This window comes from Plantactinospora endophytica (genome assembly GCF_016862915.1).
GTDB classification, from domain to species: Bacteria; Actinomycetota; Actinomycetes; order Mycobacteriales; family Micromonosporaceae; genus Plantactinospora; species Plantactinospora endophytica.
On record NZ_BONW01000016.1, the window covers coordinates 264957 to 281755 of the forward strand.

Sequence of the window (16799 nt, forward strand, 5' to 3'; positions counted from 1 at the left end):
GGCCAAGGGTGCGAGCACCTGATCGGCGACTCAGGGATCCGGTCGACGGCGACCTCCCCGCGTCCTGGTTTCCTGACTGTTTCCGAAGGGACTTGTCTGATGGCTCCGGACACGATCGTCCTGGTGCACGGCTTCTGGGTCACCCCACGTAGCTGGGAGCACTGGATCAGCCACTACGAGCAGAAGGGGTTCCGGGTGATCGCCCCCGGCTACCCGGGCTTCGAGGTCGAGGTGGAGGCGTTGAACGCCGACCCCGACATCATCACCTCGGTCACGGTCAAGGGCATCATCGACAAGATCGAGAAGATCATCCAGGGGCTGGGGCAGCAGCCGATCATCATGGGGCACTCCGCAGGCGGGGCGTTCACCCAGATCCTGCTCGACCACGGGTACGGCGCGGCCGGCGTCGCGCTCAACTCGGCGCCCACCGAGGGCGTACGGGTGGTGCCGCTGTCGCAGGTCAAGTCCACGTTCCCGGTGTTGAAATCGCCGGCGAACCGGCACCGGGCGGTCGGCCTCTCCCTGGAGGAGTGGACGTACGCCTTCACCAACACCTTCACCCCGGAGGAGTCGAAGGCGCTGTACGAGCGCTACCACATCCCCGCCAACGGCGGCATCCTGTGGGGCAGCGTGCTGGCCAACTTCCAGCCCGGCCACCAGGACACCTGGGTCGACTACCACAACGACGACCGGGCGCCGCTGCTGTTCGTCTCCGGCGGTGAGGACCACATCATGCCGCCGGCGATCCAGCAGTCGAACCACCGGCACTACAAGTCGGACACCGTCACCGAGATCCGGGAGTACCCCGGCTACGCCCACCTGTTGCCGGCGCAGCAGGGCTGGGAGGCGATCGCGGACGAGGTACTCGACTGGGCGCTGCGGCACGCCCGTACCGGCCCGGTGCCGAGCGCCGGTTGACCGACGTCCGGCGCGCTGCTCCTGGCGGCGTGGTCGACCGGCCGGCGGGGTAGGCCCACGGGTGGAAGTGTGGTCAACCCGCCGGGCGGGGCGACGGTTGCTATCGTGCGGGCGTGGGTTCCAACAGCGGCCAGACGCTGACCGTCACCGCCCGCGAGGTGGTCGACCGGAAGTTCGACCCGTCCAGTTATCCCTACCGGCATCTCGCCGTGGTGCAGGTCGCCAAGATCGGCACGCCGGACAGCCAGATTCCGCTTGTCATGGGCGCGGTGGAGACGCTCGGCCAGATCGGCTGGGAACTCGCCGCCTTCACCATGGCGAACCGGACCGTCGTGGCGGTCATGCGCCGGCGTTAGCTTCCGCCTTCACCATGGCGAACCGGACCGTCGTGGCGGTCATGCGCCGGCGTTAGCTTCGGGTGGCGACGGCCCGTCGGCCCGCCAGGACGCGAAGCCGTCCGCCGTTGGTTGTCACGGCTCCTGCCGCCACAACGGCGTGACGTCGGCACGGGTGAAGCGCCAGCCCTCGGCGGTGCGGAGGGCGCCGAACGCGTAGCGCAGGCCGACGAGCCGCAGCGCCGACGGGAACGTCTGCCCCGAGGGGAAGAACGCGACGAGCAGGTTCGCCGTCACGTCGGCGCGGTCTCCGTCCAGGTCGACGAGTACGTCGGTGGCCAGGTGCTGGGTGCGCTCGGCGTCGTCGCTGGTCCGCGCCACGTACGCGACGATCTCGGCTATCCCGGTGGCGGTGCCGCGCGGGCTGTGCACCACCGCGTCCCGGTGGTAGATCCGCCGTGCGGTCTCGTCGTCGTCGCCGTTGTCCAGCCACCGCCCGAGGCGACCGACCAGGGCGGTGAGTTCGGCTCGGTCGATCTGGTCCGTCAACTCGGCCACGGCAGGTCCTCCGGTTCGATGTGTGGGCGCCGGAGAAGTCTCCGACCTCAACCTCGCTTCAAGTCAACCCCCGGCCCGTACCAGGCGGGCGCGGCAGCGCGCTGACCCGGTCCGCCAACTCCGCGCTCCGCGTTGGAGCCAGGCCGTCGACGGGGTCGGTGGCGGACCGGCGCGGATGAGCGGTACCGCGCGGCGGCAGGCATCGTCCGACGCGGCGACGCGTGCGGTCGGAGCGTCCCGTCGCGACCTGGCCGGAACCGGGAGACGGCGTTCGGGTTGCGCCGGGCGGACACGGTGCGGACCGACCGTCGTGTGTACGGTGTCGCCACCGTGATGGCATCGGGGCGGTGGAGGTCGGTCGTGCGGGAACGGGTGGCGCTCTACGGGCTGGCGGCGGCGATCTGCGTCGCCGTGCTCGCCCCGCTCGCCGCGCCCGGTTACGTACTCGCCTTCGACATGGTCTTCGTTCCCCGGCAGCCGTTGCGGTGGGACCTGGTGGCGCCGGCCGACGTTCTGCCCCGGTCGGTGCCGCTCGACGCGGTCGTCTCGCTGGTCACCCAGGTCGTGCCGGGCTGGCTGGTACAGCGGTTCGCCCTCGTCGCCGTCCTGGCGGTCGCCGCCGTCGGGGCAGGGCGCCTGGTGCCGGCCGACCGGTTGCCGATCCGGTTGGGGGCGGCCCTCGGGTACGCCTGGACGCCGTACCTCGCCGAGCGGCTGCTGATCGGGCACTGGGCGTTGCTGCTCGGGTACGCGGCACTGCCCTGGCTGGTGCAGGCCGTGCTCCGGTTGCGGGCGGGCCGTCCCGGGGCGCTCGCCAGGGTGGTGCTGGCCGCCGCGCCGGCCGTACTCACCCCGACGGGTGGGCTCATCGCGTTCGGCGTCACGGCCGCGCTGGTCCCCGGTCGCGGCGTGCCCAGACGTCCCGCGATCCTCGCCGTCCTCGCGGTGGCGGCGCTCAACCTGCCGTGGCTGGTCGCCTCGGTCACCACCACGGCGGGCGGCAGCTCGGACCCGCTCGGCGTGCCGGCGTTCGCGGCCCGGGCCGAGAACTGGAGCGGGGTGCTCGGCGCGCTCGCCGGTACCGGCGGCATCTGGAACGCCCAGACCACGCCCGGCAGCCGGGCGTCCGGGCTCGTCCCGGTGGCCACCCTGGCGCTGCTGGCCCTGGCCGTGGCCGGGTACCCGGTGCTGCGGCGGCGCTGGGCCGGTGTCGCGGCAGGTCGGTACGCGAACGGCGACGACGCCCCGGATGTCGGGGTGGGCGGGGGAGTGGCGGGCAGGTTCGCCGGGATCGCCGCCGTCGGTTTCCTGCTCGCCTCGGCCGGCGCGCTGCCGGTACTCCGGGACGGGCTGGCCTGGTTGGTCGTGGCCGTACCCGGGGCCGGCCTGCTCCGCGACGGGCAGAAGTTCCTGATGCCGTACGCGTTGTTCCTGGTGCTCTGTGCGGCGCTCGGCGCGCAGCGGCTGGCCGGCCGGCTGGCGGCGGTGCCGGCGGCGGCCGGCGCGGTGCTGCTCGGGTTTCTCCTGCTGCCGGTGGCCACGCTGCCCGATCTGGGCTACGGCGTGGCCGGGCGGCTCCGGCCGGTGCACTACCCGGCGGACTGGGACATCGTCGCCGCCCGGGTGGCCGAGCAGCCGGGCCCGGTGCTCTCGCTGCCGCTGAGCGCCTACCGGAACTATCCGTGGAACCCGGGGTCGGTGGTGCTCGACCCGCTGCCGAGGTACCTGCCGGCGGAGGTGGTCGTGGACGACACCCTGGTCGTCGGCGACCTGGCGGTGGCCGGGGAGAACTCCCGGGCGGGCGGCATCCGCCGGCTGGTCGGCAGCGGGGCACCGGTGGCCCGGTCCGGCGTCCGGTGGGTGGTGGTGCAGCGGGACGCCGCCGGACCGGTCGCCGGGGAGACCCTGGCCGGACTCCACGTCGTCTACAGTGGACCCGAGCTGACCCTCTACGCCAACCCGCAGTTCGGGCTCGACGACACGTCGCCGGCCCGGGCGGACCGGTCCGTCTGGACCTGGCGGCGTTGGCTCGCCGCCGGTGCGGGAACGCTCGCCCTGGGCATCACGTTGGCCGCCCTGGTGGCCCTGGGGATCAGGGCCGTTTCGCGCCTGGGCCGGCACCCTACTCCGTGGTAACGTGCACGCCACGTCACATGGCGATGTCATGGTCGACAGTCGTGGTTCGGCGGTCCGTGGGAGGGATCTGACATGCGCAGGACGCTTCCGGTGCTGGTGGTGGGACTGGTCGCGGCGTTGCTGGGCGTGGTCGGCGTCGCCGGCGTGGCCTCGGCGATCAGCACGACGCCCGAGCAGGCCGCCAAGCAGGAGGCCGAGAACCTGAGGGAGGCGGCCGAGCCCGGCCGCCCGCCGCAGTTGGCGCCCAGGCCGCAGGGCTACGGCACCCGCTGACACCTGCCGGATCCGAGGAGTGGCCCGACGGTGGCCGCCCCTCGGTCCGCGCGTTCAGACCGCCACCGGCGTCCCGACGCCCGCCGTCTGCCGGACCAGGGCGTCGAACTTCTCGCCCGCCGCGCTCCAGGTGAAGCTCTCGGCGTAGGCCCGCGCGGCGGCACCCATCGCGGTCCGCCGTGCGTCGTCGGCGAGCAGTGCCCGGGTGTACGCGGTGAACTCCTCCTCCCCGTCGGCGAGCAGTCCGGTGCGGCCGTGCACGATCGCCTCGGCGACGCCACCGGCACTGCGGAACGCCACCGTCGGCGTACCCCGGCCGCCGGCCTCCACGATGGTGAGTCCCCAGCCCTCCTTCAACGAGGGCGTCAACGCCACCCAGGCCGACGAGAGCAGCGCGTCCCGCTCGGCGTCGCTCACGAAACCCGTGAACAGCACCCGGTCACCGACCTCCAGCTCCGCCGCGTACTCACGGAGTCTCGGCTCCCACCAGCCCTGGCCGGCGATCACCACCGACAGGGTCGGCCACTGCGGCGCGAGCCGGGCGAGTACCCGCAGCGCCACCTCGACCTGCTTGTGCGGCACGAGCCGGCCCAGCACCACAAGCGTCGGCTCGACGCTCTCCGGGCCGGCAGCGGTGACCGACTCCGGGGTGCCGTTGTGCACCACGGTCACCCGTTCCGGGTCGACGCCGAGCGTCGCCAACTCGCGCCGGGTCGCGGCGGAGACCGTCACGTACCGGCAGCGGCGGTAGACGTGGACCGCCAGCGACGACTCGATCCACCAGCCCAACCGGGCCGCCCACGGCGGCAGGACGACCGGCCACTGCTCGCGGTGTACGTGGTGGACCAGCATGATCACCGGACGTCGGGACCACAGTGGCGACAGGAAGGGCAGCCCGTTGCAGACGTCGACGATGAGGTCGGGTCGACCTCGTCCGGCCACACCGCGCCGGAGCCGGCCCAGCCCGAACCAGCCGGCGAGGTAGGTCAGCGCGGCGCGCATGTAGACGGTGTGTCGACCGCCGCGCCGGATGATCCGTACGCCGGCCGGGTTGGTCTCCTCGGCCGGTCCGGCCGGATGCGCGGCGCAGAACAGCGTGGCGGCGTGGCCGCGCGCCACCAGCTCGGCCGCGATGCGCTCGACATACACTTCCGAGCCGCCGCCGTGCGGGTTGCGGGTGTCACGCCAATTGAGGAACAGGACGTGCCGGGGTGTGGCATCGTACGACTCCACGCGCGCTCCTACTGGCGAGTAGTGTTCGCGATCGCGCCAGACTACGGTCTGGCGTAGCGCTGTCGCAATGGGCTGAAGAGGGAGGCCGTATGACGCGGGGACCAGCCACCGGTTCCGATCGGGCACCGCTGGTGAGCCCCGCCGCCGGAGCCGACGGTCCGTCCGACGACACCGCCGGGGCGAGCCCGGACGCCGCCACCCGGACCGGTTCCGGCGGAACGGACGAGCCGGTCGCCGGACGGGCGCGCGTCGTCTGGCGACTGCGGCACGCCGCCGTCTGCGTACTGCTCGGTGCCCTGGCGTTCCTCCAGGACCCGGGCATGATGGTGGTCGACACGAAGGTGGACCTGGCGGTCAACCCGCTCGGCTGGCTGGAACGGTCGTTGCACGTCTGGGACCCGGCCGGCACCTTCGGCCAACTCCAGAACCAGGCGTACGGCTACCTGTGGCCGATGGGGCCGTTCTTCCTCGCGGGCGACCTGGCGGGCGTACCGATGTGGGCCGTCCAACGGCTCTGGTGGACGCTGCTGCTCTGCGTCGGCTACCTCGGCGTGGTCACCCTGGCCGGGCGGCTGCACATCGGCACCCCGGTCGCCCGGCTGGTCGCCGGGGTCGCGTTCGCACTCTCACCACGGCTGGTCACCGAGATCGGTCCGGTCTCGGTGGAAGCCTGGCCGAGCGCCGTCGCCCCCTGGGTGCTGGTACCGCTGGTCGGCCTGGCCCGCAACCCGTCCACCCCGCTACGCCGTGCCGTCACCCTCTCCGCGCTCGCCGTCGCCTGTGCCGGCGGTGTCAACGCGACGGCGGTACTGGCGGTCGTCCCGCTCGCCGCCCTGTGGCTGTGCACCCTGCGACCGCTGCGCCGCAGGGTCGTCGCGCTCGTCGCCTGGGGTACGGCGGTGGCCGCCGCCACCGCCTGGTGGCTGGTTCCGCTGCTGCTGCTCGGCCGCTACAGCCCGCCGTTCCTGGACTACATCGAGACCGCCGAGGTCACCACCCGACCCACCGACGTCGTTTCGGTGCTGCGCGGCACCGCGCACTGGCACGCGTACCTGACCGACGCGCACGGGCCGCTCTGGCCGGGCGGCTGGCGGTTGGCCACCGTGGCACCGCTGGTCGTCGCCACCCTGGTCGTCGCCGGAACGGGCCTGGTCGGCCTGGCCCGGCGCGGGATGCCGCACCGGCGGTTCCTGCTGACCGGGCTGCTCGTCGGGTTGGCGCTGGTCGGCCTCGGTCACGTCGCGGCCGGCCCGCTCGGCGGCGCGGTGACCGGCAGCGGGCTCTTCGCCGACGCGGCACGGACGTTCCTCGACGGTGCCGGGGCACCGCTGCGCAACGTGCACAAGTTCGACGTCGTCCTGCGGCTGCCGCTGGTGCTCGGGCTCGCCCACCTGCTCGGCCTCGTCGGCCGGGCCGCCACCGTCACCGCCGGCCCCTGGCGCCCGCCACCGCGCCGTCGCACCGCCGCAGCCCGTGCGGTCGGCGCCGGTGCGACGGCCGAGGACTGGCCGGTAGAGGTCGGTCCGGCCCGCCCCCCGGTTGCCGCAGCCGGCGCGACCGCCGAGGACCGGTCAGCGGTCGACGGCGGCCCCGCATCCCGTCCGGTAACCACAGTCGGTGCGGCGCGCACCATGGTGGACCCGGTGCCTCCGCCGCCGTACGTTCCGGCGCTGAGCCTGACCCGGTTGCGTGCGGTGACGGTCACCGTGCTGGTACTGGCCGGTGTCGTCGGGGTCGGCACCCCGGCCGTCACCGGACACCTGGCCGCACCCGGCAGCTTCTTCAACGTGCCCGGCTACTGGCGGGAGGCCGCCGGCTGGCTGGACCAGCGCCTCGACCATGAGCGGGTACTGGTCGTCCCGGCGGCCCGCTTTCCCCGCTACCTGTGGGGCAATCCGTCGGACGAGATCACCCAGCCGCTGCTGGACGCCCCCTGGGCGGTACGCAGCTCGATCCCGCTCACCCCGACCATGACCATCCGGCTGCTCGACGCCGTCGAGTCGGTGGTCGCGACCGGGCAGGGCTCGGCCGGTCTGGCCCAGGTGCTGTCCCGGTCCGGCGTCCGCTACCTGCTCGTCCGGTCCGATCTCGACTACGGGCAGGCCCGCAGTGCCCGACCGCTCGCGGTCCGGCAGGCGCTCGCCCGGTCGCCCGGGATCAGCCGGGTGGCGTCGTTCGGCCCGACCGTAGGCGGCGGCTTCCTGCCCGGGACGTTCAACGACCGGGGACTCGACGTCGCCGTCCCGGCCGTGGAGATCTTCGAGGTCGACGGGGCCGTCCAGCCGGTGGTGGCCTACGACGCGGCCGACGTGACAACGGTGGTCGGCGGGCCGGAGTCGCTGCTGGACCTGGCCGCGGTGGACCGGCTTCCCGCCGCGCCGACCGTGCTGGCCGTGGACCGGCCACCGGACTGGCCGGCGGGTGCACCGGTCACTCTGACCGACGGGCTGCGGCGCCGGGAGACGGCGTTCGGACTGTTGCAGGACAACAGCTCCGCCACCATGGCGCGGTGGGACGAGTGGCGGTTGTCGGCACCGGCCCACGACTACCTCTCCCCGGCGGCGACCGAGCACACCACGATGGTGCGGTACGAGGGCATCGCGGGCGTACGCGCGTCGTCCTCGTGGGCCGACGCCCAGCCGTTGCACGGTTCGCGGCCGGCGCACCACCCGTACGCCGCGCTCGACGGTGACCCCGGCACGTCGTGGCGTACGCCGCCGCAGACGGTCTCCGAGGGCCAGTGGCTGGAGGTCGAGTTGCTCCGGCCACAACCGGTCGCCGAGGTGGCGCTCGACTTCGACCTCGGCGCCGACACACTGCCGACCCGGGTGACGGTTGCCGCCGGGGTCGACGTGCGGACGGTCGAGACCTTCGGCGCGGGTGTGGTGGTCCGGCTCTCCGGTGCGGCGTCGACAAAACGGGTGTTGGTCCGGATCGACGGGGTGGTCGACGTCCGGAAGGGCGGCGGCGGGGTGGGGCTGGCCGAGGTGCGGATTCCCGACGTGCGGGCGGAGCGGAGCCTGTTGGTCCGGCCGGTGCCGGAACAGCGGTCGGCGGGCGAGGTCGGTACGGCGGCGGACGGGGCCGCGACGTCGCCCACCGTCGTACTCACCGTCGCGCCGTCGGTGCCGGCCTGTCTGTTCGACGAGGGGCGCCCGCGCTGCGTACGGAGTCTGGCGCGGGCTTCGGAGGACGCCGACCTGCTGGACCGCACGCTGACCCTGCCCGGGACGTCGGACACCGGGTACCTGCCGTCGGTCTGGGCCCGCCCGCGCCCGGGGCCCGCGCTGGACGCGGTCCTCGACCGTTCCCGTGCCGAGCCGGAGGTCACCGCGTCGAGCACCGGGGTCGAGGACCCGGCGGCCCGGCCCGGGGTGGTGGTCGACGGGAACCCGGCCACCAGTTGGTCCCCGGCGACCGACGACGGGCACCCGTGGCTGCGGTTGGCGTTCCCGGCCCGACGGCTCGTCACCGGCCTGCGCTTCGCCGTCGACCCGTCGGTCGCCGGGGCGCGCCCCTGGACGATAACCGCGATCGGCGACGACGGCGTACGCGGCGGGTTGGTCGCCGAGGACGGCACGGTGACCTTCGGCGAACCGCTCGACACCGACGACCTGTCGGTGCTGATCACCGACACGGCGGCGGCCCGCACACACGACCCGTACCTCGACTTCTGGGAACCGCTGCCGGTCGCGGTCGGCGAACTCAGCGCGCTGCCGGCCGAGGCGATCATCCCGGCCGATCCGGCGGAGCGGATCACGCTGCCCTGCGGCAGCGGCCCGAAGGTCGAGGTGGCCGGGACGACCCTCCTGACCAAGATCGGCGGGACCCGGCAGGAACTGCTGGAACTCCGGGAGTTGCCGGCCACGGTGTGCCAGGTGGAGGGTGGCCGGACGGCGCCGGATGCCCGGCTGGTGCTGCCGGCGGGCGAGTCGCGGGTCCGGGCCACCCCGACCACGCTGGCGACACCCACCCGGGTGGTACTCGACCCGACACCGTCGAAGCCCGCCTCGTCGAAGCCTGCACAGTCGAAGCCCGCACCCTCGGAACCCGCATCGTCGGCGACCGCATCGTCGACGGCGGTGGAGATCCGGTCCTGGTCACCGGCGGAACGACGGCTGCTGCTGACTACGCACGGCGTGGACCGGGTGCTGGCGATGCGGGAGAACGCCAATCCCGGCTGGCGGGCCAGCATCGGTGGTCGGCAGCTCACCCCGGTCACCCTGGACGGGTGGCAGCAGGGCTTCGTCGTACCGGCCGGGGTGGACGGGACCGTGCTGGTCCGGTTCGCGTCCGCCGGGGCGTACCGGACGGGGTTGCTGGTCGGGGCCGGACTGCTCGCCGTACTTGCGCTGGTCGCGGTGCTTCCCGGTCGGCGCCGGGGACCGGTTCGGGGAGCGCGGAGTGGCGGTGACGCCGGGGCGCCGCTGTCCCGGCGTCGGGGCTGGCTGCTCGTGGCCGGCGTCGGCGGGACCGCGCTGGTCGCCACCGGCGGGTACGCCGCGATCGGGCTCACCGCACTCGCGCTGGCGGCGGTGCTGGTCTACTGGGCGCTGCTACCGCAGCTCTGCGGGCCGGACCGGCGTGCGGTACTGCGTACCGTCCGGGCCGCCGCCCGGTGGCTGCCGCCGGTCTGTTTCGCCGTCGCCGGCTGGTTGGCCTGGCGGGCGGCGGGCGACCCGGCCGGCGCCACCGGCACGACGATGATCGCCGCTCAGCTCTTCGGACTGACCAGTGTGGTCGCGCTCTGGCTGTCGGCGGTGCTGCCGAGCCGGCGGCCGAACCGACCCGACCAGCGGCCGGTACGGCCGGTTCCGGCCGGGCGAGCGGACCCGCCGCCGCGACCCGACCTGCCCGGCCAGCGGGCGGCGACCCGCAGCAACGGCCGCTCCACCAGCGCGTAGCTGAGCGTGCCGAGCAACAGTCCACCGAGCAGGGTCAGCGTGAACGTCGTCAGGAGGTCCCCGGTGAACGTCGGCCGACCGGTGCCGAGGTAGATCGACTCCAGGACCAGGGGGTGCCAGAGGAACAGCCCGTACGAAACCGCGCCGAGTCCCCGGGCGAGCGGCAGGCTGACCGCGTCCCGGACCGCCGTACCCGGGCCGAAGGCGAGCGGGAGCATCAGCAGCACCGCGATCGCGAGGTACAGCATCAGTTTGGTGCCGAACTCGCCGGCGGTCGGCTCGGCGAGGTCACGCGGCCCGGCCAGCGGTGTGGTCGCCACCGCGAACAGACCGAGCGCGACGGACCAGCAGGCCAGCGGTGCCGCGCCGAGGTCGTCGAGAAGCCGCCACCCGGGCGGCGCCGTACCGGTACGCAGCGCCACGTGCACCACCGCGAGCGCCATGCCGCCACCGAACCAGCCCCCGTACGCGGGCAGCCACATGGTGTGCAGCCCGAGGTCCAGCCAACCCGCCGCCATTGCGGCGATCCAGGCGGCGGTGACCGCGATGCCGGCGGCGGTGACCACCACCGCCCGCACCGGACGCCACCGCCGGCGGCCCAACGCCAGCCCGGCCAGGGCCGGCAGCAGCAGGTAGAACGCCACCTCGGTGGCGAGGCTCCAGGTCTGGGCGAGTCCGGCCCGCAACTGCCCCGGCTGGTAGATCTGGGTGAACGTCAGGTGCCGCAGCCAGTCGGCGAGCGGGGCGGGGCCGCGCGGTGCCAGCAGCAGCAGGCACACGCCGACCGCGAGCCAGTACGCCGGCAGGATCCGCACTGCCCGCCGCCAGAGGTACCGGGAGGTGGCCGGGCGACGTTCCCCCGTTGCGGCGGCCAACGCGTACGGGCGGAACAGCAGGAACCCGGAGAGGAGGAAGAAGAGCGCCACTCCCACGTCGAGCCGGGCGAGCCAGCCACCCCAGCCGGCGTTCACGGTCACCCCCGTGGCGAAGCCGACGTGGTGGCCGACGACTCCGGCCGCACCGACGGCACGCAGCACGTCGAGCGCGGGAAGCCGCGATGTCGTCGGCGGATTGGCGGAGGCAGACATCAACCGTCCAGGGGGCTCGCGCTGAATGTGACCGGGGAGTAACCTGCCGCCATGCTATGGACGGGACGAGCGGTGCAACAGGTCCCTGCCGAATTCTGTTGAGGAGGCACGAGTGAGGTTTCGGATTGGCGCCGCTCTCTTCGGGCTGGGCGTCCTGCTGCTGGTCTTCGCCGTCGGGCTGGCGTTCTACGTGGCGCCCAGGGTCACCAAGCTCCCGTACGACCTGGCAGCGTCCACTTCGGTGGCCGAGGCGCCGAACGCCAGGTTCATGCAGATCAAGCGGGTCGGCGACGAGGTGTCCATCGAGATCCGCGAGGGCACCCTGGTGTCGACCATCGAGGTCGTGCCGCAGGCTCAGGGCACCAACACGAAGCTCCCGGCCGAACTGCGCGACGACGCCGTCGCGTGGGAGGTGTACCAGACCGTGAACTGGAAGGAGCGGCAGGAACTGATCAACGCGTACGCCACCGGCCTCGCACTGGACCGGGTCTCCGGCGAAGCGGTCGACTGGGACGAGCAGTGGCTCGACGACTCCGACCAGAAGTTCGACCCACGCGCCGACAAGGAGCGACCGTCGGCGGTCGACGTCGACTACGCGGGGCAGACCTACAAGTTCCCGTTCGGTACCGAGCAGAAGACCTACCGGTACTTCGACCGGGACCTGCGGCAGGCGCTGCCGATCGAGTTCAAGGGTGTCGAGACGATCCTCGGCACCGAGGTCTACCGGTTCGAGCAGGTGATCGACAAGCAGCCGCAGCAGGTGCCCGCCGACCGCGTCCAGCCGCTGCTGAACCGCTTCGCGGCCGGCGCCACCAGCGGTCGGATCGAGTACAGCAACACCCGTACTCTCTGGGTCGAGCCGAACACCGGCCAGTACCTGAAGGTACGCGAGCAGCAGCACAAGGAGCTGGTGCCGAACACCGGCAACCCGACGGTGCTGCTGGACGCGACGTTCACGTACACGGACCAGACGGTCGAAGAGGCCGCCGAGCGGGCGGACGAGAACGGCTCCCGTCTTGCCCTGGTGGGCCGGCAGGGGCCGATCGGCCTGGGCGTGCTCGGCCTGCTGGCCGTGATCGGCGGGCTGGTGCTGGTGATCCGGGGCAACGGCGGTGGCGGCGGCGCGCACCGGGCGGGCGACGACGTTCCGCGTACCGGTGACGGCGCCGGCCAGCAGGGCGACGGTGCCGTGACGGAACAGGAGTCGTACCCGGACGGGCCGATGACGGACACGGTGCCGGCGGCCTCGGACAGGTGGCGCAGGGAGACGACCCCGAGCCGCCGTCCGGACGACGACGAGAGCGGCCGAGCTGACCCCAGAAACTAACTGACTCCGGGGCCGAGCTGACCCAGTCTGGCTGACTGACTGGCTGACTGGCTGGCTGGCTGGCTCCGGAGGCTAGCGGACGACGGCGGGCACGGCGGTGGCGGCGGGACCGATCCCGCCCTGGTTGAACGCGGCGACGGTGACCTCGTAGGTGTGGCCGCTGGTGAGCAGGATCCGGTTGGTCGAGGTGCCCAGGGTCGGCACCTCGTCCCGGACGAACGTGGCCTGCCCGGCCGTGACGTCCCGGATGGACACCCAGTAGCCGAGGGCACCGGCGGTCGGCTTCCAGTCGACGGCGAGTTCTCCCGGCCCGGCGCCCGGCACCACCCGTAGCCCGGTCGGCGCCGTCGCCGGTGCGGCGTAGCGGCTGCGGGCGAGCACCGGTGCCGACGCCCGTCCGGGGCCGCCCTGGTTGACGGCGCGCACCACGAACTCGTACTCGTGGTCGTGCTCCAGCAGGCGGGCGGTGTACTCGGTTCCGCCGCCACCGGGCGAGACCAGCGTGAAGGCGGTCTCCCCGGCGGTCAGGTCGCGCCGGTGGACCTGGTACGACAGGCCCGGCGCGACCGGCCGCCAGGACAACCGGATCGTGCCGTCCTCGGCGGCCACGGCGGTCGGCCTGTCGGGCGGTTCCGGCGGTGCGACGAAGGCGGTGGCCGGCACGGGGGCGGACGGCGGACCGGTACCGCCGCCGCCCACCGCGACCACGGTGAACTCGTACCGGTGGCCGTGCCGCAGCGAGGCTATCCGGGCGGAGGTGCCGGTGAACGAGCCGGCCAGTGTCGGTTTCCGCTGCATCGAGGTCCGGTCCCGGTAGAAGACCTGGAAGACCTGCACCAGCGGGATCTCCGCCCAGTGCACGACGACGTCACCCCTGGTGCCGGCCACCGCGCGGACGTTCGCCGGGGCCGGCGGAGGCGGTACGGTAGCGGTCGCGGTGGCCGTGTTCGAGGCCGGTCCCTCGCCGGCACCGTTCGCCGCGCTCACCCGGAATTCGTAGGTATGCCCGTTCACCAGGAAGTCGGCGCTGAAACTGGTCGCCGACGTCGACTGCGGCAGTCGGACGAAGTGGCTCTGCCCGGCGGTCACGTCCCGACGGTGGATTCGGTACTCGTGCCCGGCCCCGGCCGGCGCCTGCCAGTTGAGCACCGCGTTGCCCGCCCCCTGCGACTCGGCCCGCAATTCGGTGGGCGCCGCCGGCAGCACCCGGGGATCCGGCTCCGGTCGGGGCCAGTCGACCTCGACGAACCGGGGCCGGTAGATCCGCGTGTCGGTGTACGCCGACTCGACGTCCAGGCTGTTGACGTTGTACGAGACGAGCAGCCGACCCGGCCGGGCCAGCTCGGGATGCAGGTGTGCGTCGTAGACGATGTTGCCGGCGTCGGTCTCCGGCGCCCGGAACAGGGGTACGGGGCCCTCGAACGGTCCGGCCGGCGAGCTGGCGGTGTAGGCCACGAACTCGGGACTGAAGACCAGGTTGTTCTCCTGGGTCAGCAGTACGTAACGGTCGCCGACCCGCTGCACCCCGTACGCCGTGCCGACCCCGCTGAGCAACCTGTGCGAGGCCGCCTCGCGGCCCGACCAGCCGGTGCCGGTCCAGAACTCCCACGCGCCGCCGAGGTCGGTCCCGGGTACCCGGGCGAGGTGGGCGAACTTCATCCCGTCCACCGGCTCGGAGCCGTAGACGTAGGTGTAGCCGCCGTCGGTCAGCAGGTCCGAGCCCCAGGCGACACGGTCCGACAACGGCAGTGGCCGTACCTCGGTCAGGTGCAGGCCCGGCAGCGCGAACGTGGCCATCGCCGAGCCGAGCAGCGCGAAGTCGAGCGGGCCGGAACCGGTCCGGCGGTAGCGGTTGTAAACGGCCCGCACGTTCGCGCCGTCCACGACCGCGTCGCCGACCCAGTAGAACTCACCGGCGACACCGGTCGGCACCAGCGACGTCGGCTGCTCCGGCGTACCGCCGTGCACCGTCCGTTCGAGTTGTCGCCCGCGCTGCACCACGGCGGAGTTGTTGATGAACGGCGAGTCGCGGGGTCGGGCGTGGTTCGCGTCCACGGTGCCGAGGAACGTGTCGGAGAAGAGCCACAGCAGGCGGTCGTCCGGCAGCGCCACCGAAGCGGTCCGGTCCGCGCCGCTCCACCGGCCGGAGGTGTTCCCGTAGCTGCTGAAGAGGGCGGTGAGTTCGGCGGCGGCCATGCCGGGGCCGGCGGCAACCGTCTGCGCCGACCGGCGAAGGAACGGGGCGCCGAACCTGACCACCACCAGACTGCCGGCCAGCAGCACCACGAGTGCGACGAGCGCGACCCAGATCCGCCGGGCGGGTCGTCCGCCCGTCGTGCCGCGAAACCAGCCGTTCGTGCCCCGGTCCACAGAGACCCCCCGCGTGCAACAGAGACCCCGCGCGTGCAGCGGACGACGGCTCACAGACTATCGGATCCGCCCCGGCTCTCGGCCCGTCGACGTCCGGCCGGGGACGTCCCGGCGATTGCCGCGGCGTCGGGCGTCCGGCGGCTGGCTATGCTGACCGCCGAACGTCCGAGCGCCGGGACGGCCCGGGCGACAGGACCGGGGCGAGCTGGGCGGGCATGACACGGACGACGGGCAACCGGACCGTACGGCGGGTGGGCCGGGCCGGCGCGGCCGTGACGGTGGGCAGCGTGCTGACGAACCTGCTGGCCTACCTGGTACCGATGCTCGGGGCCCGGCAACTGTCGGCCGCCGACCTGAGCGTACTCGCCACCGTGCTGGCCCTCGGCGCCGTCGCCGGTGTGCCCGGGATGGGCCTGCAACTCGCGGTCGCCGTGCACCGGGCCCGGTACGGTCCGACCTCGACGACCCGACTGACCCTGCTCACCACCGCCGTCACCACCGGCGTGCTGGTCACCGTCTCGCCGCTGATCGTCGCGGTGCTGCGGCTGCCCGTCGAGATCGCCGCACTGCTCACCGCGATGACCGTACCGGTCGTGCTGGCTGGCCGGTGGCTGGGCGAGTTGCAGGGTGAGCAACGGTTCGTCCGGCTCGCGGCCGGGCTGGTCCTGCTCTCCGTCGGGCGGTACGCGGGCGTGATCGCGGGTCTGCTGCTCGGTGCCGGTCTGCTGCGCTCGCTGCTCGCCGGGGCCGTGCTGGGGTACCTCGTGCTGCCCCTGCTGGCCCGGCTGGCCGCCGCGACCGCCCGGCCGGACCCGACCGTCGCACCGGATCAGGTCGTCGCAGGGGACCCGACTGTCACATCGGATCAGGTCGTGGCGCCGGACCCGATGGTCGCGCCGGACCCGATGGTCGCGCCGGGTCAGGTCGCCGCGCCCGATCAGGTCGCACTGCGGGAGCAGGACGGACCACCGGCGCAGGAGGTAGCGCGGGAGCGGGCCGCATCGCCGGCGCGGGCAGTGCTGCCGGCGGCGGTCGGTTCGGGGGTCCGGCGGGTGGTGACGGCGAGCAGTGCCACGCTGGCCATGCTCGCGATCTCCTACGCCGACCTGATCCTGGCCCGTCAACTGCTGCCGCCCGCCGAGTCCGGCGCGTACGCGGTGGGTAGCGTGCTCACCAAGGGCGCGATCTGGGCGCCGGCGGTGGTGACCGTACTGGCCCTGCCCCGACTGGCCCGGGGCGACCGGCGTACCCGGGCCGTCGCCCTGGCACTGGTGGCGACGTTCGGCGGAGTGCTGGTCACCGCGTCGGCGCTGGCCGGTGAGCTGGCGATCCGACTCGTCGGCGGTGCCGAGTACGTCCACCTGGCCGGGCAGGCGCCGTACTTCGCGGCGGTCGGTGCGCTCTACGCCGTGGCGTTCGTACTGGTCAACGCCGAGGTGGCGGCCGGCGGCCGACATCCGGCCGGGCCGCTCTGGGCCGGCATCGCCGCCATGCTGGCCGGGGGCTGGTTCGTCGCACCGCACACCCTTCCCGGGGTATTGGGCACCGCGCTGGCCGTCGCGGCGCTCACCACCGCAGTGCTGGGCTTGCGGGCGGTCCGGGGACGGTCAGCGGTGCGGGAACCGTCGCCCGGTCGTCCGTGACGGGAGCAGCCCGC

At 73.5% G+C, this 16799-nt stretch carries 10 protein-coding genes and 1 pseudogene; 7 read left to right on the forward strand and 4 right to left on the reverse strand.

The window, feature by feature from the left end; translation table 11 throughout:
• The first annotated feature begins 99 nt into the window (after window positions 1-99).
• On the forward strand, window positions 100-918 hold the full coding sequence (locus tag Pen02_RS17180; protein ID WP_203867059.1) for an alpha/beta hydrolase: 819 nt from the start codon (window positions 100-102) through the stop codon (window positions 916-918).
• Between the two features lie 113 nt (window positions 919-1031).
• A complete protein-coding gene (locus tag Pen02_RS17185; protein ID WP_203867060.1) occupies window positions 1032-1274 on the forward strand; it encodes a hypothetical protein in 243 nt (80 codons plus the stop codon).
• 114 nt (window positions 1275-1388) lie between these two features.
• Here the strand turns inward: Pen02_RS17185 and Pen02_RS17190 are convergent, their stop codons facing one another.
• On the reverse strand, window positions 1389-1811 hold the full coding sequence (locus Pen02_RS17190) for a nuclear transport factor 2 family protein (RefSeq protein WP_203867061.1): 423 nt from the start codon (window positions 1809-1811) through the stop codon (window positions 1389-1391).
• A 333-nt stretch (window positions 1812-2144) separates the two neighbouring features.
• Between Pen02_RS17190 and Pen02_RS17195 the strand changes: the two genes are divergently transcribed.
• Window positions 2145-3947, forward strand: coding sequence for an MmpA family trehalose lipid delivery protein (locus Pen02_RS17195; protein ID WP_307837718.1), 1803 nt, complete (start codon window positions 2145-2147; stop codon window positions 3945-3947).
• 72 nt (window positions 3948-4019) lie between these two features.
• On the forward strand, window positions 4020-4220 hold the full coding sequence (locus tag Pen02_RS17200) for a hypothetical protein (RefSeq protein ID WP_203867063.1): 201 nt from the start codon (window positions 4020-4022) through the stop codon (window positions 4218-4220).
• 54 nt (window positions 4221-4274) lie between these two features.
• On the opposite strand, the gene Pen02_RS17205 is transcribed toward Pen02_RS17200, so the two are convergent.
• The gene (locus Pen02_RS17205) at window positions 4275-5453 is read right to left on the reverse strand and encodes a glycosyltransferase family 4 protein (protein WP_203867064.1); all 1179 of its coding nucleotides are present in this window, start codon (window positions 5451-5453) and stop codon (window positions 4275-4277) included.
• Between the two features lie 89 nt (window positions 5454-5542).
• Here Pen02_RS17205 and Pen02_RS43220 point away from each other — a divergent pair, with 89 nt between their 5' ends.
• Window positions 5543-10357: an alpha-(1->3)-arabinofuranosyltransferase domain-containing protein gene (locus Pen02_RS43220; protein ID WP_443678480.1), complete on the forward strand. Its 4815-nt coding sequence runs from the start codon at window positions 5543-5545 to the stop codon at window positions 10355-10357.
• On the opposite strand, the pseudogene Pen02_RS17220 reads toward Pen02_RS43220, so the two are convergent.
• Window positions 10333-11445, reverse strand: a pseudogene (locus tag Pen02_RS17220) (acyltransferase family protein); the annotation flags it as partial. The gene Pen02_RS43220 and the pseudogene Pen02_RS17220 overlap by 25 nt on opposite strands.
• A gap of 112 nt (window positions 11446-11557) precedes the next feature.
• Between Pen02_RS17220 and pgfA the strand changes: the two are divergent.
• A complete protein-coding gene (pgfA, locus tag Pen02_RS17225; RefSeq protein ID WP_203867066.1) occupies window positions 11558-12772 on the forward strand; it encodes a cell envelope lipid trafficking protein PgfA in 1215 nt (404 codons plus the stop codon).
• A gap of 72 nt (window positions 12773-12844) precedes the next feature.
• Here pgfA and Pen02_RS17230 read toward each other — a convergent pair whose 3' ends face one another.
• Window positions 12845-15142 carry a DUF5005 domain-containing protein gene (locus Pen02_RS17230; protein WP_203867067.1) on the reverse strand — a complete coding sequence of 766 codons (2298 nt, stop codon included), beginning with the start codon at window positions 15140-15142 and terminating at the stop codon, window positions 12845-12847.
• A gap of 215 nt (window positions 15143-15357) precedes the next feature.
• Here Pen02_RS17230 and Pen02_RS17235 point away from each other — a divergent pair, with 215 nt between their 5' ends.
• The gene (locus Pen02_RS17235) at window positions 15358-16785 is read left to right on the forward strand and encodes a polysaccharide biosynthesis protein (RefSeq protein WP_203867068.1); all 1428 of its coding nucleotides are present in this window, start codon (window positions 15358-15360) and stop codon (window positions 16783-16785) included.
• Window positions 16786-16799: the final 14 nt, after the last annotated feature.

What these genes read in the sequence shown, in the direction of transcription:
- Pen02_RS17180 (WP_203867059.1), top strand. Translation starts at nt 100, where the DNA reads ATGGCTCCGGACACGATCGTCCTGGTGCACGGCTTCTGGGTCACCCCA.
- Pen02_RS17195 (WP_307837718.1), top strand. Translation starts at nt 2,145, where the DNA reads ATGGCATCGGGGCGGTGGAGGTCGGTCGTGCGGGAACGGGTGGCGCTC.
- Pen02_RS17200 (WP_203867063.1), top strand. Translation starts at nt 4,020, where the DNA reads ATGCGCAGGACGCTTCCGGTGCTGGTGGTGGGACTGGTCGCGGCGTTG.
- Pen02_RS43220 (WP_443678480.1), top strand. Translation starts at nt 5,543, where the DNA reads ATGACGCGGGGACCAGCCACCGGTTCCGATCGGGCACCGCTGGTGAGC.
- Pen02_RS17235 (WP_203867068.1), top strand. Translation starts at nt 15,358, where the DNA reads ATGACACGGACGACGGGCAACCGGACCGTACGGCGGGTGGGCCGGGCC.